Genomic DNA, 22764 nt, shown 5'->3' on the forward strand with positions numbered 1-22764 from the left:
AAGCAAATGTCAGGAGGAACCGTGGGCAGCCCGCTCCCCCGCGACCCCATCGCCGACGCCCAGCGAAACTGGGAACGCCACGGCTGGGGCGAAGTCGCCGCGCCCATGGCCGCCATCACCGCGATCATGCGCACGCAGCAGATCCTGCTGGCGCGGATCGAGGGCGTGCTGAAGCCGTACGGCCTGACCTTCGCGCGCTACGAACTCTTGGCCTTGCTGAGTTTCGCCCGCAGCGGCGCTCTGCCCATGAACAAAGCCAGCGCGCTGCTCCAAGTGCATCCGACGTCGGTGACGAACGCCGTCGACCGCCTTGAAAAGGCAGCCCTCGTGGTCCGCTCGCCGCACCCAACCGACGGGCGCACCACGCTGATCGAGCTCACCGCGGAGGGCCGCACCCTCGCGAAGCGCGCGACGACGGCACTCAACAACGAGGTGTTCGGCCAGTCCGGCTTCGGGGAGGAAGACGTCGAGCACCTGATCCGCGTACTGGGAGACTTCCGCAAGGCCGCGGGCGACTTTACGGACGGCTAACGCGTAATCGTCGATCATGTGCGTCATCCAGGCTTGCCTGCCGGCGCCGGCTGCTAGGCTGCGGTTCTGAACTTCCAGGAGGAACACCGTGGGCTTTGCCGAACTACTAAGGAGCAACTGCGCCGCAGATTGGGACGCAGCGGTCAACCATCCGTTCGTGGATCAGCTCTTCGACGGGAGCCTTCCCGATGACGACCTGCGCCGCTACCTCGTGCAGGATTACCAGTTCTGCGATGCGTTCACAGCGCTCCTAGGCCAGGCGGTTGCCTCAGCACCGTCGCTTCCTTCTCGACTCGTGTTCGCACGGGTGCTCGGGGCTTTCGCCTCGGACGAGAACACGTACTTCCAGGATTGCTTTGAGGAATTATCCGTACCTGAGGCCGACCGGATAGCGCCTTCACTGGGTCCTGCGACCCGTGACTTCGATGCCCTCATGCGGAGCGCTATCGCCACGCGCTCCTACGCGGACGTGTTGGCCGTGGTACTGGTGGCGGAATGGCTGTACGGCGACTGGGCATCCCGGGCCGGCGACCCCGCTCCATGGCCGTCAGCAGCAAAGCATTCGGAGTGGATCCGCCTGCACAACAACCCCGAGTACAACACGTGGGTTGAGTGGTTGCGGGCGGAGTTCGACGCCGTCGAGCCCGTCTCCGCCGAAGACCGTGCCCGCGTGGCCGGGACGTTCGCCGAGGCAGTCCGGCTCGAGCGCACGTTCTTCGACGCGGCGCTGGTCCGGCCGGACAGCAATGGTGCAATTCGTGGGCTGTGAAATCGTTATTGGCGTCGGCGCCGAAACCGTCCGCCGTTACGAACTCCTGGACAACCAGCTGGACTCTACGCCGGACCAAGGATGTCCATAAGCCCTTGGCTGTGTGACACGCTCGTCGCATGATCACATTGTGATATTCGTGTATCAAATAATGAGACAGGCACGTAGCATTGTGGCCATGAAGAGTGCAGCGATAGAACCCTTTGTCGATCTCGATTGGTTGGCTCAAAACCGTCGCCGCGTGGTGCTGGCCGATGTGCGCTGGTACCTCGACGGGCGCTCAGGCCGGGCGGCGTACGACGGCGGGCACATCCCCGGGGCGGTCTTTGTCGACCTGGATCGCTGGCTCTCGGCTAAGGGATCGCCACTCGAAGGAAGAAACCCGCTCCCCCCGCCGGAAGATTTTGCCCTTGGGATGCGGGAAGTGGGAATCAGCGACGACGACATCGTGGTGGCTTACGACGACGCCGGCGGAGTCATCGCCGCACGCTTGGTCTGGATGCTGCGCGCCACAGGCCACAGCTCCGCCATTCTGGATGGCGGGTTGGCCAGCTATGAAGGGCCCTTGGAAACCGAACATCCTTCGAGGCCCGCAGGTGATTTCACCGCACAACCGTGGCCCAGGAACCGCCTGGCGGAGATCCACGAGCTCTCGATCGAATCAAACCTCGCCGTGGACGCACGCAACCGCGACCGATTCGAGGGCAGGCAGGACCCCATCGATCCCAGGCCCGGGCATGTGCCCGGCGCGCGGAACGTCCCGTGCAGGGAGAACCTGGACCCCAACGGGAAACTGCGCAGCAAGGCCGAGTTGCTGCGCAGTTTCGCTACGGCGGGCATCACATCGGCCGAGAACGTGATCAGCTATTGCGGGTCCGGAGTAACGGCTTGCCACAATCTTCTGGCCTTGGAATATGCGGGCCTTGGACACGGCAGACTCTTCACGGGCGGGTGGTCCCAATACGGCCATGCGCTAGAATTCCCGGTCGAGCTCGGGCCCGCGAAACCTTAAAGGTGCTTGAACTCCGGCTGGCGCTTCTCGGTGAATGCCGCCATGCCTTCTTTTTGGTCCTCGGTGGCGAACAATGAGTGGAAGATCCGGCGCTCGAACAAAACACCTTGGGACAGGCCGGTTTCGAAGGCTGCGTTGACGGCCTCCTTGGCCACCATGGCAACCGGCTTGGACTTCGACGAGATCACCTCGGCGGCTTTCAGCGCCTCCTCCACCACGGAGTCGGCCGGCACGACGCGGGAAACGAGTCCCGCCCGCTCGGCTTCTTCGGCGTCCATGAACCGCCCAGTGAGGATCATGTCCATTGCCTTGGCCTTGCCCACGGCCCGGGTCAGCCGTTGCGAGCCGCCCATGCCCGGAATGACACCGAGGTTGATTTCAGGTTGGCCGAACTTGGCGTTGTCCCCGGAAATGATGAAATCGCACATCATGGCAAGTTCGCAGCCCCCACCGAGGGCAAAGCCGGACACCGCGGCAATCACGGGAATGCGCAGGCGCGTGAGGTTTTCCCAGGCGCGGAACCAGTCGGCGGCATACATTTCCATGTACCCCTTGGATGCCATCTCCTTGATGTCGGCGCCGGCGGCGAAGGCTTTCTCCGAACCGGTGATCACCACGGCCCCCACGGCGGGATCCGCATCCATGTCCGACACGGCCGCCACGATCTCATTCATGGTGGCCTGGTTCAACGCGTTGAGCGCCTTGGGCCGGTTCAGGGTCACCAGGCCCACGCGTCCACGGAGTTCCACCAGGATGTTTTCGTACTGCTGCGCCAAGCCGTGCCCCTTTTGTCGTAAATGACTTACCCGCCAAGGCTACTTGGCGGACTTGTCCCGGATGTCCGTGATGATGCCGGAGAAGTCGCGTCCGGCTCCGCCTTCGGCCGCGAAGGCGTCGTAAATCTGCGATGCCAGGTGCCCCATTTGCCCGTCGACTCCTGTGCTCTCCAGCGCGTTGACCGCGAGCCGGAGGTCCTTCGCCATGAGCGCTCCGGCGAATCCGGGTTGGTAGTCGCGGTTGGCCGGGCTCGTGGGGACCGGGCCGGGAACCGGGCAGTTGGTGGTCAGCGCCCAGCACTGCCCCGAGGCGTTGGAAGCGACGTCGAACAGCGCTTGGTGCGTAAGGCCCAGCTTCTCGCCCAGGACGAATGCCTCGCTGACGGCAATCATGGACACCCCCAGGATCATGTTGTTGCAGACCTTGGCGGCCTGGCCGGCTCCGTGGTCACCGCAGTGCACGATCCTCCGGCCCATGAGCTCCAGGATCGGCTTCACCGTTTCGAAGTCCTCCGGCAGCGCCCCCACCATGAAGGTCAGGGTTCCGGCTTCGGCACCCACCACGCCTCCGGAAACGGGCGCGTCCACGGAGCGGTGGCCGGCCTCCAAGGCAATGGCCGCGGCCTCGCGGGCCTCGTCGACATTGATGGTGGAGCAGTCCAGGAACAGCGTGTTCGGCGCAGCCACCGAGAGCAGGCCCGGCGCTCCGTCCACTCCCCGGTAGGCGTCAAGGACGTGCTTGCCGCTGGGCAGCATGGTCAGGACAACGGAGGCGTCAGCGAGGGCCTCCGGAGCGGAATCCACCGTGGCAATGCCATGTTCACGGGCTGCCTCGAGTGCTGCCGGCACGGGATCGTACGCGACTACTTGATGACCCGCTTTGACAAGGTTTACGGCCATGGGGCCGCCCATGTGGCCAAGGCCGAGGAAAGCGATGGTGCCGGAAACTGCGTCAGACATGGTCGGACTCCTTTGAATGAAGTTTGAGTTCACGGTCGCCGAGCGGCGCGAAGAAGCCCTCGACGGCGGCCCGCGACACCTCCGCCAGGGAAGCTGGCTTCCACTGTGGGTTGCGGTCCTTGTCCACCACTTGGGCGCGGATCCCCTCGCGGAAATCCGGGCCAGCCAGGCAGCGCACGCCGACGCGGTATTCCTGCTCCAAGGCCTCCTCGAGGGATAGCTCCCCGACGCGCCGCAACGATTCCAGGGTGACTTTCACGGCCGTAGGCGACTTCGCCTCGATGGTGTCCGCGGCTGCAGCGGCTTCCCCTCCGGCGTCCCGCAGCCTTGCGACGATTTCCTCGGCGTCGTCGGACCCATAGGCCTCATCGATCCAATCGCGCTGGCGGGACAGTGCCGAGGCCGGCGGCTCCTGCACGAAGCGCCCGACGGCGGCCTCCGCCGTCGAGCTCTCCAGCGCTTCCGCAAGCGCGGGCAGGCTTTCGGACGGGACGAAGTGGTCCGCTAGCCCCAGGAACAAGGCGTCGGCCCCGCTCAGGTGGGCGCCCGTGAGGGCTGCGTGGGTGCCAGACTCGCCCGGTGAGCAGGACAGCAGAAGGGTTCCGCCGACGTCGGGCACAAAGCCAATGGTGGTTTCCGGCATGCCGGTACGGGTCCGCTCGGTGACTACGCGGACGGAGCCGTGGGCCGAGATGCCGACCCCGCCGCCGAGGACCAGCCCGTCCATGAAGGCCACGTAGGGCTTCGGGTACCGGGCGATGAGCGAGTTCAAGCGGTATTCCGCAGCCCAGAAGTCCGCGGTCTGGTCCCCGTGGCGCAGCATGTCGTCGTAGATCGCCACGATGTCCCCACCCGCGCACAGTCCGCGGTCCCCGGAGCCGTGCACCAAGACCGTTTTGACCGCGTCGTCGTCCGCCCACGCGGTGAGCTGCTCCAGCATGGCGTGCACCATCCCGGCGGTGAGTGCGTTGACGGCCTGGGGCCGGTTCAGCGTGACGACGCCGAGGTGGCCGCGCTTCTCGAACAGAACCTCGGCCATTAGCTGCCGGCCGGCATCACGAAGCTGGCGCCTTGGCGGATGCCCGAAGGCCAGCGGGTGGTGACCGTCTTGGTCTTGGTGTAGAAGCGGAAGGCGTCCGCACCGTGCTGGTTGAGGTCGCCGAAGCCGGAGGCCTTCCAGCCGCCGAAGGTGTAGTAGGCGATCGGAACCGGAATGGGAACGTTGATGCCGACCATGCCCACTTCGACGCGGCTGGCGAAGTCGCGGGCGGCGTCGCCGTCGCGGGTGAAGATCGCGACGCCGTTGCCGAACTCGTGCTCGGAGCAGAGCCGCAGCGCTTCTTCGTAGTCGGACGCGCGGAGGACGCTCAGGACCGGCCCGAAGATCTCCTCCTTGTAGATGGACATGTCCTTCGTGACGTTGTCGAAGAGGGTCGGGCCAACCCAGAAACCTCCGTCGTATCCATCGACCTTGAGGCCGCGTCCATCGGTGACGAGCGTGGCGCCTTGGTCGACGCCGGCCTGGATGTAGCCTTCAATGCGTTCTTTCGCCGAGGCCGCCACCACCGGGCCGAAGTCCGAATCCTTGGCCAGGCTCGGGCCGACCTTCAGTCCCCTGATGCGGTCCTGCAACTTGGAAACCAGTTCGTCGGCCGTCTCTTGGCCGACCGGTACGGCCACCGAGATCGCCATGCAACGCTCGCCGGCGGAGCCGAAGCCGGCACCGATGAGTGCGTCCGCGGCCATGTCGAGATCGGCGTCGGGCATGATCACCATGTGGTTCTTGGCACCGCCGAAGCACTGGGCGCGCTTGCCGTGGGCCGCTGCCGTGGCGTAAATGTACTGCGCGATCGGCGTGGAACCGACAAAGCCGATGGCCTTCACGCGCGGATCCTCGAGAAGGGCGTCAACGGCCTCCTTGTCGCCGTTGATGACGTTGAAGACACCGTTCGGCAATCCAGCCTCGGTGAAGAGCTCGGCCAGGCGGAGCGGCACCGAGGGGTCGCGCTCCGAGGGCTTGAGGATGAAGGCATTGCCGGCCGCCAGCGCGGGGCCGGACTTCCAGAGCGGAATCATCGCCGGGAAGTTGAAGGGCGTGATGCCCGCGACGACGCCGAGTGGCTGGCGCAGCGAGTGGACGTCGATGCCGGTGCCGGCGTTGTCCGAGAATTCGCCCTTGAGCAGGTGCGGCGCACCTGCGGCGAACTCCACCACCTCGATGCCGCGCTGGATGTCACCCTTGGCATCGGGGAAGGTCTTGCCGTGCTCGGAAGAGAGCAGCGTAGCGAGTTCGTCCATGTTCTCGTTGACGAGGTCCACGAACTTCAGCAGGATCCGGCCGCGCCGCTGCGGGTTCATGGCAGCCCATTCGAGCTGGCCTTTTTCCGCGTTCGCGATCGCGTTCCTGACCTCATCGGCGCTGGCCAAGGGGAGCTTTGCCTGGACCTCGCCGGTGCAGGGATCGTAGACATCGCTGAAGCGCCCGGAGGTCCCGTCGATCCTCTGGCCGTCAATGTAGTGGGAAAGTTCGCGCACCATGGAATGCTCCTTTGCATATGGGGAATGCCCGCCATCGGCCTCGAAGGCACATGTCCAACTGCGCTCCGGGACGTCTTTGATCCCGAATATACTCGGACTTCCTACTAATTTCTAGAGCACACCAGCTGGTGCTCAGGTGAGCCCGCTCAGCGAGGCAGGTTGCCGTAGGCATCCAGAGCCTCCCGGCGCGAGGCCTTAAGGTCCACCACCGGCTCCGGATAGTCCGCCGTGGACAGTTCCGGGATCCACTGGCCGACGTAGCCGCCATGGGGATCGAATTTCTTGGCCTGGGTCTCCGGATTGAAGATCCTGAAGAAGGGCGAGGCGTCCGCACCGGAACCGGCTACCCACTGCCAGTTCGCGGGATTGGACGCAGGATCGGCATCCACCAGGGTGTCCCAGAACCATTGCTCGCCCACTTGCCAGTGGATTCCAAGGTTTTTCACCAAGAGACTGGCGGAAACCATGCGGACCCGGTTGTGCATCCATCCTGTGTGCCACAACTGCCGCTGGCCTGCGTCAACCATGGGGAATCCCGTGCGGCCCTCCTGCCACGCGCGAAGGAGATTTGCGGCTTCCTGGGCGGCTGGTTCGTGCGAGCCGGCACCCCGACCACCCGGCCAAGCCCACGGATAGTGGTCGAACCCGGGCCGCAAATTGGCCGTTGCCAGATCCGGATGATGGAAGTACTGGTGCCAGCAGAATTCACGCCAACCGAGTTCCGCGGCGAAGACAGCCGCACCGTCGCCGAGTTCCCGACGCCGGCGTTGCTGGGCATGCCATACCTCGAACGGGCTGAGTTGCCCCCACCGCAAAAAGGGCGACAACCGGCTGCTGCCCGGCACGTCCGGACGGTCCCGGTTCACCGAATAGTCCGCAAGCCCGTGCTCCACGAAGTCGTCAAGAAGCTCACGCGCCTGGGCCGAACCCGGCTGCCAGCTTTCGGACAATCCGGCCGGCCAGTCGGGGTTTCGCGGCAGCAATCCCCACGTGTCCAATTCCTCGGACTCAGGGAGCCGGCCGGAGAATCCCCGACCCGGTTCCGGAGCCTCTAGCGGTTCACGGAAATCCAAGCCGGACACGGTCCGCCAAAAAGGCGTGAAGACCTTGAAGGGTCCGCCTTGCTTCGTGGTCACAGCCCACGGCTCGTGCAGCAGGGAGGCCTGGAAACTCTCCGCATGCATCCCGGATTCGCGCGCCCAGGTCTTGATGCCGGCGTCGAGCATTCGCTCCGGCTTGCCGTAGCGGCGGTTCCAGTACAGCGACTCCGAACCCACCGCCGTCGCGGTTTCCCGGACGACCTCCGTTGCCGGTCCGCGGCGCAGCAAAAGCGGAACACCCAGGGCGGCAAGGTCATCGCGAAGGGCAAGCAGGGAATGATGCAGCCACCAGCGGGAGGCGCCGCCGAGCGGCCTGATACCAGGTGATTCCTCATCGAGGACGTAGAGCGCGACGGCGGAACCGTCGTCGGCTGCCGCCCGCAGTGCCGGGTTGTCCGCGGCCCGGAGGTCGTCCCGGAACCACACGATCGACGGCTTCACTCATCCCCCTCGGATTTCGTGCAAAGGTCATGCCCCCTAAGACGAATCTTAAGGGGCATGGCCGGTACTGAGATTTACTTGGGCATCAGGACGGAGTCAACCAGGTACACCGTGGCGTTGGCGGTGTGGACGCCACCGCAGATCACGGCGGAGCCTCCGTCAACCTTGAGAGCGTCCTTGGTTCCCGTAACTGTCACGGAGTCGCCCTCAACCGTCTTGTGGGTGCCCACGATCTGGTCCGGGGTCAGCTGGCCGGGGATGACGTGGTAGGTGAGGATCTTGCTCAGGAGAGCATCGTCCGTCTTGAGGGTATCGATGGTGGCGGCGGGGATCTTGGCGAAGGCGCTGTCCACAGGAGCGAAGACAGTGAACTGGCTGCCGTTAAGCGTGTCCACCAGGTTCACCTTGGGGTTCAGCTTGCCGGACACCGCGGCCGTGAGGGTCTTGAGCAACGGGTTGTTGGAAGCGGCCACGGCTACGGGGTCGAGAGCCATTCCGGCAACCGAACCTGCACCACTGGGAACCTGGGAGGCGTAACCTGCACAGCCCGGGCCAACCAGGTCTTTGGTCGGGTCCATCGCGGCGCTTGCCGAGGCGGAGGGGGTCGCCGCCATGGTGGACGACGAGCTCGGAGCGGCCGACGACGATGAGGCCGTGGAAGCGGAGCCGCCACAGGCAGTGAGGCCCAGCAGGGCGGAAGCGGCGAGGCCGGCGATCGCAAAAGACGTGCGCTTTGTAGCAAGCATGACATTTCTCCTTCAAACGGACTGACATTCGGTGCCGGTTGATTCCGGCGTGAAAGCACTTCACCCTTGCGGGCTAAGTCCTTATGCCAGCTATTCGGAGGTGCGGGCCGGGTGGATGGGTAGATCTTCAAAACTTAATTTGGCGCCCCTCAAGCGGGGCTCATGCGGTGCGCTTCTTCCATGAGCAACTTGCCGAGGAATTCCTGGCGTTCAGGACGGAACCGCGGCTCAATGCCTGTGAGAGACAATGCGCCGATTGGCCGGCCCAGCTGGTCGAAGACGGCAGCCGCCATTCCCCAACTGCCCTCGAGGACCAAACCGGGATTCACCGAGTACCCGGCCATTCGGGTCTGCGCAAGGTTCCGGCGCACCACACTCTCGGTGTGGCCGGCGGCGAAGTCCCCCGCATGCCGTTCCCAGCCGGACAGGATCATTTCCTGTTCTTCGTCCGGCAGGAAGGCCATGATTGCCGTGCCAGCCGACGCTACGCCGAGCGGGAACCTGACGCCCTCGTGCAAGACAAACGAGCGCACCGGAAAGCTGCCTTCCTCGCGGAGCACGCACACGGTTTCGTCGCCACGACGGATCGAATAGAAGGCGCTCTCCCCGCTCTCCTCGGCCAGGCGGCGCAGACTGGGCCGGGCCAAGTCCTCAAACGGGAACCGCGCAGCCGCCACCGACCCCAGCAGGAAGATCTCGGGTCCCAGGATCCAGTTGCCGGTCCGCTGGTCGTGGTCCAGCAGGCCTTCGGCGGCGAGGGACGCGAGCAAGCGGTGCACCGTAGGGCGGGTTAGTCCGGACTCGCGGACCAGGCCAGCGATGGACATGCCCTCCGGCTTGCGCCCCACGAGCCGGAGGAGCGCGGCGACCCGAGCGACGACTTGGGCGCCCTGGACCGGCGCGGTTTGCGGCTGCTGAGTTGGCAACACTACCTCTTTCCCAAAGATTTCCTCCACAATGTGGACACTTCCAAGACTAGCGTCCACACTGTGCGAGTTCAGCCCTACTGGCCGCGTGGGGCCGTTGACCCTCCGCGCAGAGCCGCCCTAAGCTCCTTTTCAGACCGCTAACTCAGCCCAGTGTCCACAAAGTGGATGGCCGCTGAGTGATCCTACTCAAAGACGAGGACAAAGCCATGGCCAAAATCCAGCCCAGCGCCGCCGTTGCACTTCAGGACGTCCTGCGCGACGGCCAGACGATCGCCGTCGGCGGCTTCGGGCTCAGCGGCATCCCCGCGGACCTGATCGACGCCGTCCGCGATTCGGGCGTCAAGGACCTGACCGTGGTCTCCAACAACATGGGCATTGACGGCAAGGGGCTTGGCGTCCTCATCGAAGCCGGACAGGTCCGCAAGGTCATCGCCTCGTACGTGGGCGAGAACAAGCTCTTCGCCGAGCAGTACCTCTCCGGCCAGCTCGAGGTCGAATTCGCTCCCCAGGGCACCTTGGCCGAGCGCCTCCGCGCCGGTGGTGCAGGCATCCCCGCCTTCTACACGCGGACCGGCGTCGGCACCCTGGTCGCCGAAGGCAAGCCCCTCGAAGAGTTCGACGGCGTCACGTACGTCCGCGAGCGCGGGATCGTCGCCGACGTCGCACTGGTCCACGCGCACACCGCGGACACGGACGGCAACCTGATCTACCGCTACACGGCACGGAACTTCAACCCGGTCGTGGCGACGGCGGGAATCGTGACTATCGCGGAGGCCGAAGTGATCGTGAAGCCCGGCGGATTGGATCCGAACCACATCGTGACGCCCGGCGTCTACGTCCAGCGTCTGGTCCAGGCGAGCGGCCGGACCAAGGACATCGAGCAGCGCACCGTCCGGCCCCGCACTGAAGCCCTGGCCGGCTAAGCACCCACCCGACAAGGAGAACCACCATGGCATGGACCCGCGACGAAATGGCCGCCATTGCGGCCCAGGAGCTCAACGACGGCGATTACGTCAACCTCGGGATCGGCATTCCCACCCTCGTTGCCAACAACCTGCCCGACGGCGTGCGGGTTGTTCTGCAAAGCGAGAATGGCCTCCTCGGCATGGGACCTTTCCCCTACGAGGGCGAGGAAGACGCCGACCTGATCAACGCCGGCAAGCAGACCGTCACGGTCCTGCCCGGCGGCAGCATCTTCGACTCGGCAACGTCTTTCGGCATGATCCGCGGTGGACACGTCAAGGTTGCCATCCTCGGCGCCATGCAGGTTTCCGGCAATGGCGACCTCGCCAACTGGACCATTCCGGGAAAGATGGTCAAGGGCATGGGCGGCGCCATGGACCTGGTGGCCGGCACCCCGCGCGTCGTGGTCCTCACCGAGCACAATGCCAAGGACGGGAGCGCCAAGATCGTCCGGGAATGCACCCTGCCGCTGACCGGACTGGGGGTGGTGGACCGGATTGTCAGTGACCTCGCGGTGTTCGATCTTGTGCGGAACGCACAAGAAACGGACGGCGGGCGGCAGCTCACGCTGACGCGCCTCGCCCCCGGGGTCACCGTCGAGGAACTCCGCGAAAAGACCGGGGCAGCGTTCGACGTCGCCTTGGAAACCACTCCTGCATTGGAAGGAACACTGGCATGAGCCTGAAAGAGCAGTTCGGCAAAGATGTCCTCCTCACCGGATGGGGACACAGCAAGTTCGGCAAACTCACGGACGAGACGCTGGAGTCCTTGATCGTCCAGGTGTCCGCGGAGGCCATCCGGAACTCCGGCTTTGAGCCGCGGGACATCGACGAAATCTACCTCGGCCAGTTCAACTCAGGCATGCAGCCCCTTGGCTTCACGTCCTCACTGGCGCTGCAACTGTCCGAGGACCTGGCAAACGTGCCGGCTACGAGGACGGAGAACGCCTGCGCTTCCGGTTCTGCAGCGTTCCAGCAGGGCGTGAAGTCTGTCTTGGCCGGCACTGCCCGCAACGTCCTGGTGATCGGGGCTGAAAAAATGACCGACGCCGGAGCCGACGTCGTAGGCGCAGCCCTTCTGGGAGCGTCTTACGAAATGGCGGGCAAGGCCTCCACCACCGGTTTCACGGGGTTGTTCGCCGAGGTGGCCAAGCACTACGAAAAGCGCTACGGAGCGGGCCTCGAGCGCCGTGGATTTGCCGGCGGCCTAGGCGACATCCTCGGTTCCATCGCCGCTAAGAACCACCGCAACGGCATGGACAACCCCTTCGCGCAGATGCATAGGGACTTCGGCGAAGAGTTCTGCCGGACGGTTTCCGAGAAGAATCCCATGGTTGCCGAACCGCTGCGCCGCACCGACTGCTCTCCCGTGTCCGACGGCGCCGCCGCCGTCGTGCTTTCCCTCGGCCCGGCGTCGGGCGCTGCTACCGAACCCGTGCGGTTGGCGGGCTTCGGGCACGCGAACGCCTTCTTCCCGGCGGAGCGCCGCGACCCCACCGAGTTCGCCGCCACGCGGGTCTCCTGGGAGCGCGCGCTGGGGATGGCCGGCGTCGGGATCGACGGACTGGACTTCGCCGAAGTGCACGATTGCTTCACGATCGCCGAACTGATCATGTACGAGGCCATGGGGCTGACGCCGCGTGGCGAAGGCTCCCGGGCGGTTCAGGAAGGTTGGGTCTACAAGGACGGCAGGCTGCCCGTCAACGTGTCCGGCGGCCTCAAGGCCAAGGGCCACCCCGTCGGCGCAACGGGCGTATCGCAGCACGTCATCGCAGCCATGCAGCTCACGGGCACTGCGGGAGCCATGCAACTGCCCAACGCCCGCCGCGGAGCCGTGCAGAACATGGGCGGCGTAGGCATCGCGAACTACGTCTCAGTTTTGGAGTCGGTCTAGCCCCTCGAATGCCCTACTTCGCCGCAAGCACCGCCGCACCAGCCGCCGCGCAGGCTTCGTCCAGGACGCCGTCCGGTGCGCCGCCGACGCCGATCCCGGCGACGGAGACGCCGTTCACCGTGAGCGGCACCCCGCCAGGGAGGAAGAGGGTGCCCGGGAGGTCGGCGATCGACGGGCCACGTGACGGCGGGCGAAGAAAAAATTGGGGTGCAGGTGTCGATTTGGCCGGTCGCCATTCGTATAGGGGGTGACCGGGCCGCAGAGAGCGGTCCGCAGAAGCAAAGGAGCATGTCATGCGCCAGATCAATGCCACGCTGTCCATTACCCTCGACGGAGTCATCCAGGGACTGGGCCGTCCGGACGAGGACACCCGCGGTGGCTTCACCCACGGTGGGTGGGGCGGCAGGTACAACGACGAGGTCATGGGCCGTGAGATGGGCAAGGGCATGGCGAAACGCACGGACATGCTGTTCGGACACCGCACCTGGACCGACTTCATCACCGCCTGGAGCACCCGCGCCGACGACAACCCGTTCACCGTGTACATGAACGCAGCGACCAAGTTCGTTGTGTCAAGGACGCTGGAGAACGCCGATGCCTGGCAGAACTCCATCCTGCTGTCCGGCGAGGCCGCCGAGACGGTGGCCAAGCTCAAAGCCGAGCCTGGCAACGATCTGACGATCATCGGCAGCGCGTCGCTGGTCCGCTCCCTGCACGCCGCCGGCCTCATCGACAACTTCACTCTGCTGATCCACCCGCTCACCCTGGGTACCGGGACGCGGCTGTTCGAAGGCCCAGCCCCGCTGACCGAGTTCGAGCTCACCGGCTCCGTCACGACCACCAAGGGGGTGATCATCGCCCACTACACCCGCCGATAACGAAAGAGGCGGCCTCACGCGTGCTGGCCCATTCCCCAGCTGCCGCCCCGGGTCTAAACTGACCCTATGTCCGACACCGCAGGACGCAAGTTGTTCCAGCATTCAGGAACGGCGCTCATCTTCCGGGGAGCCTTGGCCCTTCTGTTGGCCTTCCTTGTCGCTTCCCTGCCAGTCGCCACGGTGTTTGCGCTCGTCTACGTCTTCGGCGTCTTCGCCATGACGGACGGGCTCACCAATATGGCCCACCACTTCTACGACCCGGCGCGCCACTCCCGCTGGAGCCTGATCGGCGGCTTCATCTCCGTCGCGACCGGCATCGTGGCCGTTTCGTGGCCAGGCATCACCGCCGCAGCACTGGGCGTCCTCATAGGAGCATGGGCCTTGGTCCTCGGCATTTCGCAGATCATCCTTGCCATGGACACCAGGACGACGGTCAGGGCTTGGTGGATCTGGATGTTGACAGCGTTGGTCACCACTTTGTTTGGGCTCTTTGTGCTCGTCAATCCGGGCGCGGGATTCCTGAGCGTGGTGGCTCTCCTCGCGACATATGCCGCGGTCAGTGGCGTTTTGTTGATCGCCTCCGGCATCAAACTACGCAGGCGTGCCTCTTCTTCGGTGATGCTCGCCCACTAGCCCGGTGGCAGCAATCTGCTGCGGGGGGATGCGCCAGGTCCCAAGTTCGGTAAGTTAGTGGCTGTGAAGATAGCTACCTGGAATGTGAATTCGCTCCGCGCACGTGCCGACCGCGTCGAGGCATGGCTGCAGCGCAATGACTGCGACGTCCTCGCCATGCAGGAAACCAAGTGCAAGGACGACAACTTCCCGTGGGAGCTCTTCGAACGCATGGGCTACGAGGTTGCCCACTTCGGCCTGAGCCAATGGAACGGCGTGGCGATCGCCTCGCGTGTAGGGCTCGACGACGTCGAGCGCACCTTTGTTGACCAGCCCGCCTTCGGAAAAGCCGGCAAGGATCCTGTCCAGGAAGCCCGTGCGATTGCCGCAACGTGTGGCGGGGTCCGGGTGTGGAGCTTGTACGTTCCCAACGGCCGTTCCCTGGACGACGAACACATGCCGTACAAGCTCAAGTGGCTGGACACCCTCAAGGGCCACGCCGCCGGCTGGATCACGGAGAACCCCGAGACCCAGGTGGCGCTCATGGGCGACTGGAACATCGCGCCGCTGGACGAGGATGTCTGGGACATCGATTACTTCCGGGCGAACGCGCTCACTCACGTCAGCGAACCTGAGCGCGAGGCCTTCCGGGCGTTCGAAGCGGCCGGTTTCACCGACGTCGCGCGCGCTTACACCCCGGGTCCCGGCGTCTACACCTACTGGGACTACACGCAGCTGCGGTTCCCCAAGAAGGAAGGCATGCGCATCGACTTCGTCATGGCCTCCCCCGCGCTGGCCGCGCGTGTCACCGGGGCCTCGATCGACCGCGAGGAACGCAAGGGCAAGGGCGCCTCGGACCACGCTCCGGTGATCGTGGAGCTTACGGACTGAGCAACAACAATGACGGAGGAGGCGGGCCCGCGATGAGCGGAAAGCTATACGGGAGCCAGGCAGGGCTGCCCTTCTCTTCAGCGTTGCGCGTCTACGAACCACTCGAGGCATTCCCCGAGGACCAGCGGCAGCAGCTCGTGGCGAGCGGTACCCGCAGCGGTTCGCGGGCCGCCGTCGAAACTGCCGAGCTGCTCGCTTCCCTCGGACGGGTCACCCGTAAAGGCGGGGACCCGTTCCCCACCGGCAGCACCGATTTGGTCCGCATTACGCGGGTTCCTTCCGGAGAGCCGAACGACCCCGACGCCGGCCGGCTGCTTTACTGCCCCAGCCAACTGGTCATCCGGGCAGGATTGGCGGCCAATGCCCTCATGGAAGGTATCCACGGACCCCTCGCGGACCTGCTCATCCCCGTGGACCAGCGCGACCGGCACCAAGCACGCATTGACCGCATCAACGCCAGCCACGACGCGAAACGCGTGCACACGCGGGCCTCCACTTGGGGCATCCCCTTCAGCTGGTTCTCGCTGTTCCAGGAGTCGGACCGTAAGGATGTCGTGGAATCCGGCGGACGCATCCTGACGGTCAGGGTCTGGGCCTCGCTGACGGACGCCTTGGACCGGGCCCGGTTCGCCGTAGCCAACCTTGCCCTCGCCGCCCCGGACCTGGACATGCTGGACGACCTCACCCAGCTCACCGAGTGGCTCGAATTGTTCCACGTGCAGTCAATGGTCGAACTGGACTACGGCGCCGTGGCGGACAAGGTGTACCCGGACGAGTCGCCCATGGATGTCAGGCTCGGCATCGAATGCCTGGCCGAGGGGGACATGACAGGAGCGGCCGCGGCTTATCGCAGGCTGGCTTCCCGCTGGATCCCCATCAGGCAGCTGGCCCGGGCTTCCTAGCTTCTGTGCTTCCTCGCTCTTGGGGCGAGTTAGCCCTTGGGGCGAGGCCGACCGGTGGTTTCGCGGACGATCAGCCGGTGGGGTGCTTTCATGGACCGCACGGAACCTGCGGCCCCGGCCAATTCGTCCAACAGCATGCGCGTGCCCAGTTGGCCTTGTTCAACGGGGTCCTGCGCCACGGTTGTCAGGCCCATGGCCTCGGCGAATTCATGGTTGTCAATGCCGATGATGGACAAGTCCTCCGGTACACGAACGCCACGGCGCCGCGCCTGCAACATGGCTCCCATGGCCATTTCATCGGAGGCGCAGAAGATCGCCGTCGGTTTAGGCCCGGGCTTGCTCCAGAGCTCGTCGAAGGCTTCCTGGCCGCTGCCCACCGTGAAGTTTCCGAAAATGTCCCATTCCGGAGGCATGGAGAAACCCGCGCTCGTCATGGCATCCGTGAAGCCATCAACGCGCAATCGCGGGACGGTGAAGTTCAGGTCCGAATCGTCCTGGCCATGCAGCAGGGCGATCTCCCGGTGACCGAGGTTCAACAGATGCATGGTGGCTTCGACCGAGGCGGCGTAATCGTCGATGCCGATGCTGGGGCAATCCTCCACCGGACCGCCGACAATGACCAAGGGGATTTCGATCCTTTGGAGATCTGCGATTTCCTCGGGCGTCAGGGACATGCAAAGGACCAGGAGCGCATCGATCTGCTTATAGACCATCGTCTTGCTGAAGAGCCGTTCCCGCGCTCCGCGCTGCCCGCCCAGGTTGAACAGGGATAGGTTGTAGCCGCGGGCATGGAGCTCGCGGTCCACGCCCTCGATGGCCTTGAAGAAGAACCACCGGTCCACGTAAGGTGCCAGGACACCGATCGTCCTGGTACGGCCCGTGGCCAGTCCCGAAGCGGACGACGACGCCACATACCCAAGCTCGCCGGCGACCCTGAGGATCTTCTCCCGGGTTGCAGGAGATACCCGGGGAAGGCCGCGCACTGCACGGGAAACGGTGGCGGTGGAAACACCCGCGGCCTGTGCGACGTCCTCAATGCTGGCTCCTGCGTGGCCGCCACGCTGGGACCGTTCACTCGTTTTTGCCACTCAAGCCCCCTCAAAGATTCCGTGCGGAAGCCGGGGGTTCCTTCCCAGACGGCAGATAACCAGCGTATTCCGCCTGGTTGTCCTCCGCCGATTCCGCGCTACTTATTTCGGTTCGCTGCTCACCTGATGCGCCTGGTTGTCCGTGCTGGGAGCCGCCGGCGAAGCCGGAGCATCCCCCACAGGGCCAGTAACACCGCCAGCAGGCCCAGGGCCCAGCCCAATGCGGGCTGGGCCGTGAGCTCGGCGGCCACAGTGATGACCAACAGGACCAAGGCCCAAAAGCCGAGAAAACCGATCACGAGATCGAAATCTTCCGCCGATTTCACTCGCGAGTGCTGCTCCTTGGCCGGCCCGCCGAGGGACGGGCCGGCCGAATCCGGAGTCTGCGTCATTTGACAGCGCCCGCTGTCAGGCCCGCCACGATCTTGCGCTGGAAGACCAGCACAAGGATCACCAGCGGAATCGTCACAACCGTTCCGGCCGCCATGACGGCGGTGTACGGCTCCTGGTGGGCCTGGGCACCGGCAAAGTAGGCGATCGCCACCGTAACGGTCTTGGTTTGCTCATTAGACAGCTGGCTCGCGATGAGGAACTCGTTCCACGAAGCGATGAACGCCAGGATTGCGGTGGTAAAAACAGCCGGCGCAGCAAGCGGCATGATCACCTTGCGGAATGCCTGGCCCTGCGTGCAGCCGTCAATTCGAGCCGACTCCTCCAGCTCCCAAGGCATTTCCCGGAAGAAGGAGGTCAAGGTGTAAACCGTCAGAGGCAGCACAAACGAGATGTTCGGAATGATCAGCGCCTGATATGTGCCGTACCAGCCGATGTTCGTGAACAGCTGGAACAGCGGCGTCACCAAGGCCACGCCCGGGAACATCGACGCTCCGAGGACAAAGCCGAGGACCAGGAACTTGAAGCGGAATTCAAGCCTGGACAAGGCGTACGCCGCGAATACCCCGAAAAGCAGCGCGACCACAGTGGTTACCCCTGCTACCAAAAGCGAGTTCAGGAGGTTCCGGCCGAAGTGGTTGCCCAGGTTCTCCGAGAACACCGTCGTGAAGTTGTCCCAGGTGACGTGGGTGAAGAACGGAGTCGAGTCGAAGGTATATCCAACGTCGCGGAACGCGGTCACGATCATCCAGTAGAAGGGAATCAGGCACCAGATGAAGATGAGCGCTGCGCTGATGTACGTGCGACTGCTCGCCAAGCGTTCCCGCCGTCGGGCGGCTGTCTTGGGCGCGGCGTCAATGCTCACGGCTGTCATTTTTCCTGCCCCTTGGTCTTGGGTGTGGCTGAGGCGACCGCGTTGGCTCCCAGGAAGCGAACGAAGATGAACGCGACGAGGAAGATGATGAGGAACGTGATGGTGGACAAGGCCGCTGCTGAGTTGAATCCCTGACGGATCTGTTCAACCACCAGGATGGACAACGTTGTGGTGTTGTTCGAGCCCTGGGTCATGATGGCCGGGAGGTCGTACATGCGCAATGCGTCCAGGACGCGGAACAGGACAGCCACCATGAGCGCAGGCTTCACCAAGGGCAAGGTGATCTGGGTGAAACGCTGCCATGCCGAGGCGCCGTCGACCTTCGCGGCTTCGTACACTTCCGCAGGGATGATCTGGAGTCCAGCCAAAATCAGCAGGGCCATGAACGGCGTCGTCTTCCAGACGTCGGAAATGATGATCGCCCAGCGTGCCGGCCATTCGCTTCCGGTCCACAGGATCGCCGTGCCAAAGAGCTTGTTGGCGATGCCGTCGAAGGCGAAGATGAAGAACCACAGCTTCGCGGTAACGGCCGTTGGAATGGCCCACGGAACCAGGACAGCAGCGCGAAGGGCGCTGCGGCCGCGGAACGTCCTCGCCATGATGATGGCCATCCAGAACCCGAGGACAGTCTCCAAGACTACCGTGACCACAGTGAAGAAGAACGTCGTCCCAACGGCGCTCCAGAATTGGGAACCGAGAGTGCCGGGAGCACAGGCGGCGGGGCCACATTGCTGGGCCAACCAGTGGACAAAGTTATCGAAGCCCGCGGGTCCACCCTGAACGAATAGCTTGGTCGCCGGGTCGAGGCCCTGGTCCTTCTGGAACGCCATGATAATGGCGTTGACCACCGGGTAAACGATCACGACGGCGAGCAGCACCAAGGCGGGGGAAATCAACCAGAACGCCCACCGGCCTTGGGACGTGGCTGCCCGGTCCTGTCCTACTTCTTTTTGAACTTTTTTGGTTTTGGGGCTTGGTGTCTCTGGCGCCCGCTTAGGCTGCGCAAGGGTGGACATTTCCCCTCCTTCCGGAAATTGATAGTGTGCCCCCCGGGCGGCCGTCCGCCTTATGCGTCGGCCGCCCGAGGTTCACTGGAAGTGTCGCTATTGGCTGGCCGAGTTGATGGCCGTGTCCATATCCTTCAATGCCTGATCGACAGACTTGTCGCCCTTGATGGCAGCGTAGGCGTTGTCCTGGATGGCCTTGGTGACGGCCGGGTAGAACGGTGAGACCGGGCGCGGCACGGCATTCGAAATCGAGGTCTTCAGCACCGGAAGGTACGGCAGCTGCGTGACCAGCGTCGGATCGTCGTACAAGGAACCCAGCACCGGGGCCAGCGATCCCTGTGTTGCGTAGAACTTCTCGGTTTCTTCGCTGGTCATGAAGGTCAGGAAGTCCTTGGCCGTGGCCTTGTGCTGCGAGTAGACGCTGACGGCAAGGTTGTGTCCGCCGAGGGATGAAGCGCCAGGGCCGCTCTTACCCGGGAGCGGAGCCATGCCGAAGGTGTCCTTCACCTTGGATGAGCCGTCCGTCTTCGCGAGGTTGTAGACGTAAGGCCAGTTGCGTAGGAAGAGGAGTTTGCCGTCTTCGAAGGACTGCCTGCCCTGTTCTTCCTGGTATGTGACGCCCTGCGTGGGGATGTTTCCGTTCTTGTAGGCCGTGACCAGGTTGTTAAGGCCGGCCTTGGCCGCCGTGGAGTTCACGCTCGATTTGCCGTCGTCTCCAACGATCGTGCCGCCTGCCGTGTTGATGGCTTCAGCCGCGTTCACCGTGAGGCCTTCGTACTTGGCGAACTGTCCCGCGTAGCAGTCGATGCCGTTCTGTTTCGCGATGGAGCACATGCTCATCATCTCGTCCCAGGTCTTGGGCGGGGTGGGCACCAAGTCCTTGCGGTAGAACAGAATGCCGCCGTCCGAGGTCTGCGGTGCGGCGAAAAGGGTGTTGTTGTACGTTGCCGTCTTGACTGTGGCCGGCAGCATCTTGGAGGTATCGATGCTCATCTTGTCCGAGAGCGGTTGCAGCCAACCCTTCGCGGCAAACTCCGCCGTCCAGACGACGTCCACGTCAACCACGTCGTAGTTGGCATCCTTTGACTGGAAGTGCTGCACGAGGTCATCGTGCTGCTGGTCCGCCTGGTCGGATTGCTCCTTGAAAGTGACCTTCTGGTCCGGGTGCGCCGCATTCCACTTATCGACGAGCGGGCGGACAACGTTGCTGTTGTCCTTGCCTTGGACGTAGGTGATTGGACCGCGTCCGTCGAGGTTCGCTGCGGCATCTCCGCCGCTTGAGGCTGTGCTGCCGCCACCGCCGCCACCACAGGCGGACAGGGACATGGCTAGCACGCCGGCAACAGCGGCCGGCAAAAGGTACTTGCGTGTGTTCATGCTGGGAACTCCTCAGTGAGTGGACCAGGTATTTCCGCAGTGCGGTTGATGTGGTGAGCCTCACATTAGTAAGCTTCCCGGTAGTAATGCAAGCGTTTACACAAAAATATGTCATCGAGAGGAATCCAGTGCCGCACTCCCCGATCCCAACCCCCGGTTCCAGCAATTCCGCGTGGTGGGCAAGCGCCGTCGTCTACCAGATTTATCCCCGCTCGTTCGCCGACGCCAATGGCGACGGAATGGGCGACCTTGCCGGGGTCACCGCGAAACTGCCTTATCTCCAATCGTTGGGCGTGGATGCCGTGTGGCTTTCCCCGTTCTACAAGTCGCCGCAGGCTGATGCCGGATACGACGTGGCGGACTACCGGGTGGTCGATCCCCTCTTCGGCACCTTGGCTGACTTCGACGCCATGTTGGAGAAGGCACACAGCCTGGGCATCAAGGTGATCGTCGATCTCGTGCCCAATCACACCTCGGACGAGCACGCCTGGTTCCGCGAAGCCCTCTCCGCCGCCCCCGGCTCCCCTGAACGCGAGCGCTACATGTTCCACCCGGGCAAAGACTCCAAACCGGGCTCCGGGGACGGGGCCTTGGCCCCGAACAATTGGAAATCCATCTTCGGCGGCCCTGCGTGGACGCGGCTAACGAACGACGACGGCACTCCCGGCGAGTGGTATCTGCACCTTTTCGATACGAAACAGCCCGATCTCAACTGGGACAACCCGGAAGTCCACGCAGAGATGCGCTCGGTACTGCGCTTCTGGCTGGACCGCGGAGTTGACGGCTTCCGGGTGGATGTTGCCCACGGCCTGGTCAAAGAAGCCGGTTTGCCGGACTGGGAAGGCTCTGCCGCCATGGTCGAAGGTGGTCTGTCCGCGCCAGGCGCCCACAGCGAAGCGGTCGAACCGCACACCGCCAGGCTTCACATTGTCCCCGCGGCCGAAAACCCGGCGGCCGAGAACCCGGCCACCGCCGCGACCGCCGTCGCGACCGCCGTCGAGCACAAGGTCAAACCGCCCCTGGACCCGCCGTCGCCTTTCTTCGACCAGGACGGCGTCCATGAGATCTACCGCGAATGGAACAGGGTCCTCGCCGAATACGACGGCGACCGCATGCTGGTTGCCGAGGCGTGGGTGGAGCCTGCGGAGCGGCTGGCCCGGTACGTCCGCAAGGATGAAATGCAACAGGCCTTCAACTTTGATTTCCTCCTGGCAGGCTGGGACGCGGAGCGCATGGCGGAGGCAATCGAATCTTCGCTGGACGCGGCGGGATCCGTCGAGGCGCCCTCCACCTGGGTCCTGAGCAACCACGACACTGTCCGGCACCCCAGCCGCTTCGGGCTGGCAGATCCCACCACCTTCCCCAAGGGAATCGCAGCAGAAGACGAACAGCCCGACGCCGTTCTAGGCCTGGCGCGGGCAAGGGCCGCCTCCATGGTGTCCTTCGCCCTGCCCGGCTCGGCCTATCTTTACCAGGGCGAGGAACTCGGCCTGCCGGAGCACACGTCCCTGCCGGCCGAGGCGCGTCAGGACCCATCATTCTTCCGCACCAAGGGCGTGGAGCGCGGCCGCGACGGGTGCCGCGTGCCGCTGCCCTGGAAATCCGACGAGCCCGGCTTCGGGTTCTCGGAGCCGTCGGCTGGTCCGGGCGGCGCCGGTGCGGCTCGCATAGCACCCGCAGCGCCCTGGCTGCCCCAGCCCGAAGCGTTCGGCGAGCTGGCGGCGGACGTCCAGGCCGGCGTCGGGGGCTCCACCCTGGAGCTGTACCGTTCCGTCCTGGCATTCCGCCGCTCGCACCGCCTGGGCTCAGGCACGTTCCAGTGGGCTGAAGAGCACGATCCCGCTAACGGCGTCCTGGCCTTCCACAACCGGGACGTTCTGGTAGTGGTCAATATGGGCACTACCGACCTCCCCGTGCCGGCCGGGTTCCGGGTGGAACTCTCCAGCGACGGCGGCTCGGGCGGGGCTTCGATTGTCCCGAACAGCGGGGCGTACCTCGTGGCGGAGTAGGGCCTTCCCTCCCCGACCTTCTTTGGCGCGAAAACGGGGCCGACACGCACTACTTGCTGCGTGTCGGCCCCGTTCTGT

At 64.5% G+C, this 22764-nt stretch carries 23 protein-coding genes and 1 pseudogene; 11 read left to right on the forward strand and 13 right to left on the reverse strand.

Annotation, left to right across the window (positions count from 1 at the left end):
* The first annotated feature begins 21 nt into the window (after window positions 1-21).
* The 3 genes from ACSVHC_RS09370 to ACSVHC_RS09380 all read left to right on the forward strand — a co-directional run bounded on the left by ACSVHC_RS09370 (window position 22) and on the right by ACSVHC_RS09380 (window position 2312).
* Window positions 22-531 (forward strand): MarR family winged helix-turn-helix transcriptional regulator, encoded by a 510-nt coding sequence (locus tag ACSVHC_RS09370; protein ID WP_439181383.1) that lies wholly within the window; start codon window positions 22-24, stop codon window positions 529-531.
* An 88-nt stretch (window positions 532-619) separates the two neighbouring features.
* On the forward strand, window positions 620-1300 hold the full coding sequence (locus ACSVHC_RS09375) for a TenA family protein (RefSeq protein ID WP_439180889.1): 681 nt from the start codon (window positions 620-622) through the stop codon (window positions 1298-1300).
* 178 nt (window positions 1301-1478) lie between these two features.
* Window positions 1479-2312, forward strand: coding sequence for a sulfurtransferase (locus ACSVHC_RS09380; RefSeq protein WP_437772214.1), 834 nt, complete (start codon window positions 1479-1481; stop codon window positions 2310-2312).
* Here the strand turns inward: ACSVHC_RS09380 and ACSVHC_RS09385 are convergent.
* The 7 genes from ACSVHC_RS09385 to ACSVHC_RS09415 all read right to left on the reverse strand — a co-directional run bounded on the left by ACSVHC_RS09385 (window position 2309) and on the right by ACSVHC_RS09415 (window position 9799).
* On the reverse strand, window positions 2309-3088 hold the full coding sequence (locus ACSVHC_RS09385) for an enoyl-CoA hydratase (protein ID WP_437772213.1): 780 nt from the start codon (window positions 3086-3088) through the stop codon (window positions 2309-2311). The two genes, ACSVHC_RS09380 and ACSVHC_RS09385, sit on opposite strands and share 4 nt — an antisense overlap.
* Window positions 3089-3127: 39 nt before the next feature.
* Complete coding sequence (gene mmsB, locus ACSVHC_RS09390; RefSeq protein WP_437772212.1) at window positions 3128-4048, reverse strand: 3-hydroxyisobutyrate dehydrogenase; 921 nt, start codon at window positions 4046-4048, stop codon at window positions 3128-3130.
* Window positions 4041-5087: an enoyl-CoA hydratase/isomerase family protein gene (locus ACSVHC_RS09395; RefSeq protein ID WP_437772211.1), complete on the reverse strand. Its 1047-nt coding sequence runs from the start codon at window positions 5085-5087 to the stop codon at window positions 4041-4043. The genes mmsB and ACSVHC_RS09395 overlap by 8 nt, the downstream gene beginning before the upstream one ends.
* A complete protein-coding gene (locus ACSVHC_RS09400) occupies window positions 5087-6586 on the reverse strand; it encodes a CoA-acylating methylmalonate-semialdehyde dehydrogenase (RefSeq protein ID WP_437772210.1) in 1500 nt (499 codons plus the stop codon). The genes ACSVHC_RS09395 and ACSVHC_RS09400 overlap by 1 nt, the downstream gene beginning before the upstream one ends.
* 146 nt (window positions 6587-6732) lie before the next feature.
* Window positions 6733-8127 carry a cryptochrome/photolyase family protein gene (locus tag ACSVHC_RS09405; protein WP_439180890.1) on the reverse strand — a complete coding sequence of 465 codons (1395 nt, stop codon included), beginning with the start codon at window positions 8125-8127 and terminating at the stop codon, window positions 6733-6735.
* A gap of 74 nt (window positions 8128-8201) precedes the next feature.
* Window positions 8202-8873, reverse strand: a complete 672-nt coding sequence (locus ACSVHC_RS09410; protein ID WP_437772208.1) for a fasciclin domain-containing protein — start codon at window positions 8871-8873, stop codon at window positions 8202-8204.
* Window positions 8874-9022: 149 nt separating this feature from the next.
* Window positions 9023-9799 carry an IclR family transcriptional regulator gene (locus tag ACSVHC_RS09415; RefSeq protein WP_437772207.1) on the reverse strand — a complete coding sequence of 259 codons (777 nt, stop codon included), beginning with the start codon at window positions 9797-9799 and terminating at the stop codon, window positions 9023-9025.
* Window positions 9800-10008: 209 nt separating this feature from the next.
* Between ACSVHC_RS09415 and ACSVHC_RS09420 the strand changes: the two genes are divergently transcribed.
* Genes ACSVHC_RS09420 through ACSVHC_RS09430 form a run of 3 tightly spaced genes read left to right on the forward strand, consistent with a single transcriptional unit; the run spans window position 10009 to window position 12658 of the window.
* Entirely contained in the window at window positions 10009-10725 is a 717-nt protein-coding gene (locus ACSVHC_RS09420) for a CoA transferase subunit A (RefSeq protein ID WP_437773945.1), read from the forward strand.
* A 26-nt stretch (window positions 10726-10751) separates the two neighbouring features.
* A complete protein-coding gene (locus ACSVHC_RS09425; RefSeq protein ID WP_437772206.1) occupies window positions 10752-11444 on the forward strand; it encodes a CoA transferase subunit B in 693 nt (230 codons plus the stop codon).
* Window positions 11441-12658 (forward strand): acetyl-CoA acetyltransferase, encoded by a 1218-nt coding sequence (locus tag ACSVHC_RS09430; RefSeq protein WP_437772205.1) that lies wholly within the window; start codon window positions 11441-11443, stop codon window positions 12656-12658. Before ACSVHC_RS09425 ends, ACSVHC_RS09430 begins: the two co-directional genes overlap by 4 nt.
* A gap of 13 nt (window positions 12659-12671) precedes the next feature.
* Here the strand turns inward: ACSVHC_RS09430 and ACSVHC_RS09435 are convergent.
* A pseudogene (locus ACSVHC_RS09435) lies at window positions 12672-12842 on the reverse strand (heme-binding protein); the annotation flags it as partial.
* Window positions 12843-12951: 109 nt separating this feature from the next.
* Between ACSVHC_RS09435 and ACSVHC_RS09440 the strand changes: the two are divergent.
* The 4 genes from ACSVHC_RS09440 (at window position 12952) to ACSVHC_RS09455 (ending at window position 15941) form a co-directional block, all read left to right on the forward strand.
* A complete protein-coding gene (locus ACSVHC_RS09440; protein ID WP_437772204.1) occupies window positions 12952-13536 on the forward strand; it encodes a dihydrofolate reductase family protein in 585 nt (194 codons plus the stop codon).
* A 66-nt stretch (window positions 13537-13602) separates the two neighbouring features.
* Window positions 13603-14169, forward strand: coding sequence for an HdeD family acid-resistance protein (locus ACSVHC_RS09445; protein ID WP_437772203.1), 567 nt, complete (start codon window positions 13603-13605; stop codon window positions 14167-14169).
* Between the two features lie 63 nt (window positions 14170-14232).
* The gene (locus ACSVHC_RS09450; RefSeq protein WP_437772202.1) at window positions 14233-15039 is read left to right on the forward strand and encodes an exodeoxyribonuclease III; all 807 of its coding nucleotides are present in this window, start codon (window positions 14233-14235) and stop codon (window positions 15037-15039) included.
* Between the two features lie 32 nt (window positions 15040-15071).
* Window positions 15072-15941, forward strand: a complete 870-nt coding sequence (locus ACSVHC_RS09455; RefSeq protein ID WP_437772201.1) for a hypothetical protein — start codon at window positions 15072-15074, stop codon at window positions 15939-15941.
* Between the two features lie 29 nt (window positions 15942-15970).
* Here the strand turns inward: ACSVHC_RS09455 and ACSVHC_RS09460 are convergent, their stop codons facing one another.
* The 5 genes from ACSVHC_RS09460 to ACSVHC_RS09480 form a co-directional block, all read right to left on the reverse strand.
* Window positions 15971-17029: a LacI family DNA-binding transcriptional regulator gene (locus ACSVHC_RS09460; protein WP_437772200.1), complete on the reverse strand. Its 1059-nt coding sequence runs from the start codon at window positions 17027-17029 to the stop codon at window positions 15971-15973.
* Window positions 17030-17148: 119 nt separating this feature from the next.
* Window positions 17149-17421 carry a hypothetical protein gene (locus ACSVHC_RS09465; protein ID WP_437772199.1) on the reverse strand — a complete coding sequence of 91 codons (273 nt, stop codon included), beginning with the start codon at window positions 17419-17421 and terminating at the stop codon, window positions 17149-17151.
* A complete protein-coding gene (locus tag ACSVHC_RS09470) occupies window positions 17418-18293 on the reverse strand; it encodes a carbohydrate ABC transporter permease (protein WP_345449583.1) in 876 nt (291 codons plus the stop codon). The genes ACSVHC_RS09465 and ACSVHC_RS09470 overlap by 4 nt, the downstream gene beginning before the upstream one ends.
* The gene (locus tag ACSVHC_RS09475) at window positions 18290-19309 is read right to left on the reverse strand and encodes a carbohydrate ABC transporter permease (protein WP_345449584.1); all 1020 of its coding nucleotides are present in this window, start codon (window positions 19307-19309) and stop codon (window positions 18290-18292) included. The genes ACSVHC_RS09470 and ACSVHC_RS09475 overlap by 4 nt, the downstream gene beginning before the upstream one ends.
* Before the next feature lie 87 nt (window positions 19310-19396).
* Entirely contained in the window at window positions 19397-20677 is a 1281-nt protein-coding gene (locus tag ACSVHC_RS09480) for an ABC transporter substrate-binding protein (protein WP_437772198.1), read from the reverse strand.
* Between the two features lie 86 nt (window positions 20678-20763).
* On the opposite strand from ACSVHC_RS09480, the gene ACSVHC_RS09485 reads away from it, so the two are divergent.
* On the forward strand, window positions 20764-22686 hold the full coding sequence (locus ACSVHC_RS09485) for a glycoside hydrolase family 13 protein (RefSeq protein ID WP_439180891.1): 1923 nt from the start codon (window positions 20764-20766) through the stop codon (window positions 22684-22686).
* Window positions 22687-22764: the final 78 nt, after the last annotated feature.

The sequence above is a fragment of the Arthrobacter sp. KNU-44 genome, assembly GCF_051843155.1.
GTDB lineage: Bacteria > Actinomycetota > Actinomycetes > Actinomycetales > Micrococcaceae > Arthrobacter.

Bases quoted from the DNA above. Each gene is read 5' to 3' on its own strand.
- mmsB (WP_437772212.1), bottom strand. From the start codon at position 4,048: ATGTCTGACGCAGTTTCCGGCACCATCGCTTTCCTCGGCCTTGGCCAC.
- ACSVHC_RS09445 (WP_437772203.1), top strand. From the start codon at position 13,603: ATGTCCGACACCGCAGGACGCAAGTTGTTCCAGCATTCAGGAACGGCG.
- ACSVHC_RS09455 (WP_437772201.1), top strand. From the start codon at position 15,072: ATGAGCGGAAAGCTATACGGGAGCCAGGCAGGGCTGCCCTTCTCTTCA.
- ACSVHC_RS09480 (WP_437772198.1), bottom strand. From the start codon at position 20,677: ATGAACACACGCAAGTACCTTTTGCCGGCCGCTGTTGCCGGCGTGCTA.
- ACSVHC_RS09420 (WP_437773945.1), top strand. From the start codon at position 10,009: ATGGCCAAAATCCAGCCCAGCGCCGCCGTTGCACTTCAGGACGTCCTG.
- ACSVHC_RS09380 (WP_437772214.1), top strand. From the start codon at position 1,479: ATGAAGAGTGCAGCGATAGAACCCTTTGTCGATCTCGATTGGTTGGCT.
- ACSVHC_RS09395 (WP_437772211.1), bottom strand. From the start codon at position 5,087: ATGGCCGAGGTTCTGTTCGAGAAGCGCGGCCACCTCGGCGTCGTCACG.
- ACSVHC_RS09430 (WP_437772205.1), top strand. From the start codon at position 11,441: ATGAGCCTGAAAGAGCAGTTCGGCAAAGATGTCCTCCTCACCGGATGG.
- ACSVHC_RS09410 (WP_437772208.1), bottom strand. From the start codon at position 8,873: ATGCTTGCTACAAAGCGCACGTCTTTTGCGATCGCCGGCCTCGCCGCT.
- ACSVHC_RS09485 (WP_439180891.1), top strand. From the start codon at position 20,764: ATGCAAGCGTTTACACAAAAATATGTCATCGAGAGGAATCCAGTGCCG.
- ACSVHC_RS09425 (WP_437772206.1), top strand. From the start codon at position 10,752: ATGGCATGGACCCGCGACGAAATGGCCGCCATTGCGGCCCAGGAGCTC.
- ACSVHC_RS09400 (WP_437772210.1), bottom strand. From the start codon at position 6,586: ATGGTGCGCGAACTTTCCCACTACATTGACGGCCAGAGGATCGACGGG.
- ACSVHC_RS09440 (WP_437772204.1), top strand. From the start codon at position 12,952: ATGCGCCAGATCAATGCCACGCTGTCCATTACCCTCGACGGAGTCATC.
- ACSVHC_RS09470 (WP_345449583.1), bottom strand. From the start codon at position 18,293: ATGACAGCCGTGAGCATTGACGCCGCGCCCAAGACAGCCGCCCGACGG.
- ACSVHC_RS09475 (WP_345449584.1), bottom strand. From the start codon at position 19,309: ATGTCCACCCTTGCGCAGCCTAAGCGGGCGCCAGAGACACCAAGCCCC.
- ACSVHC_RS09465 (WP_437772199.1), bottom strand. From the start codon at position 17,421: ATGACGCAGACTCCGGATTCGGCCGGCCCGTCCCTCGGCGGGCCGGCC.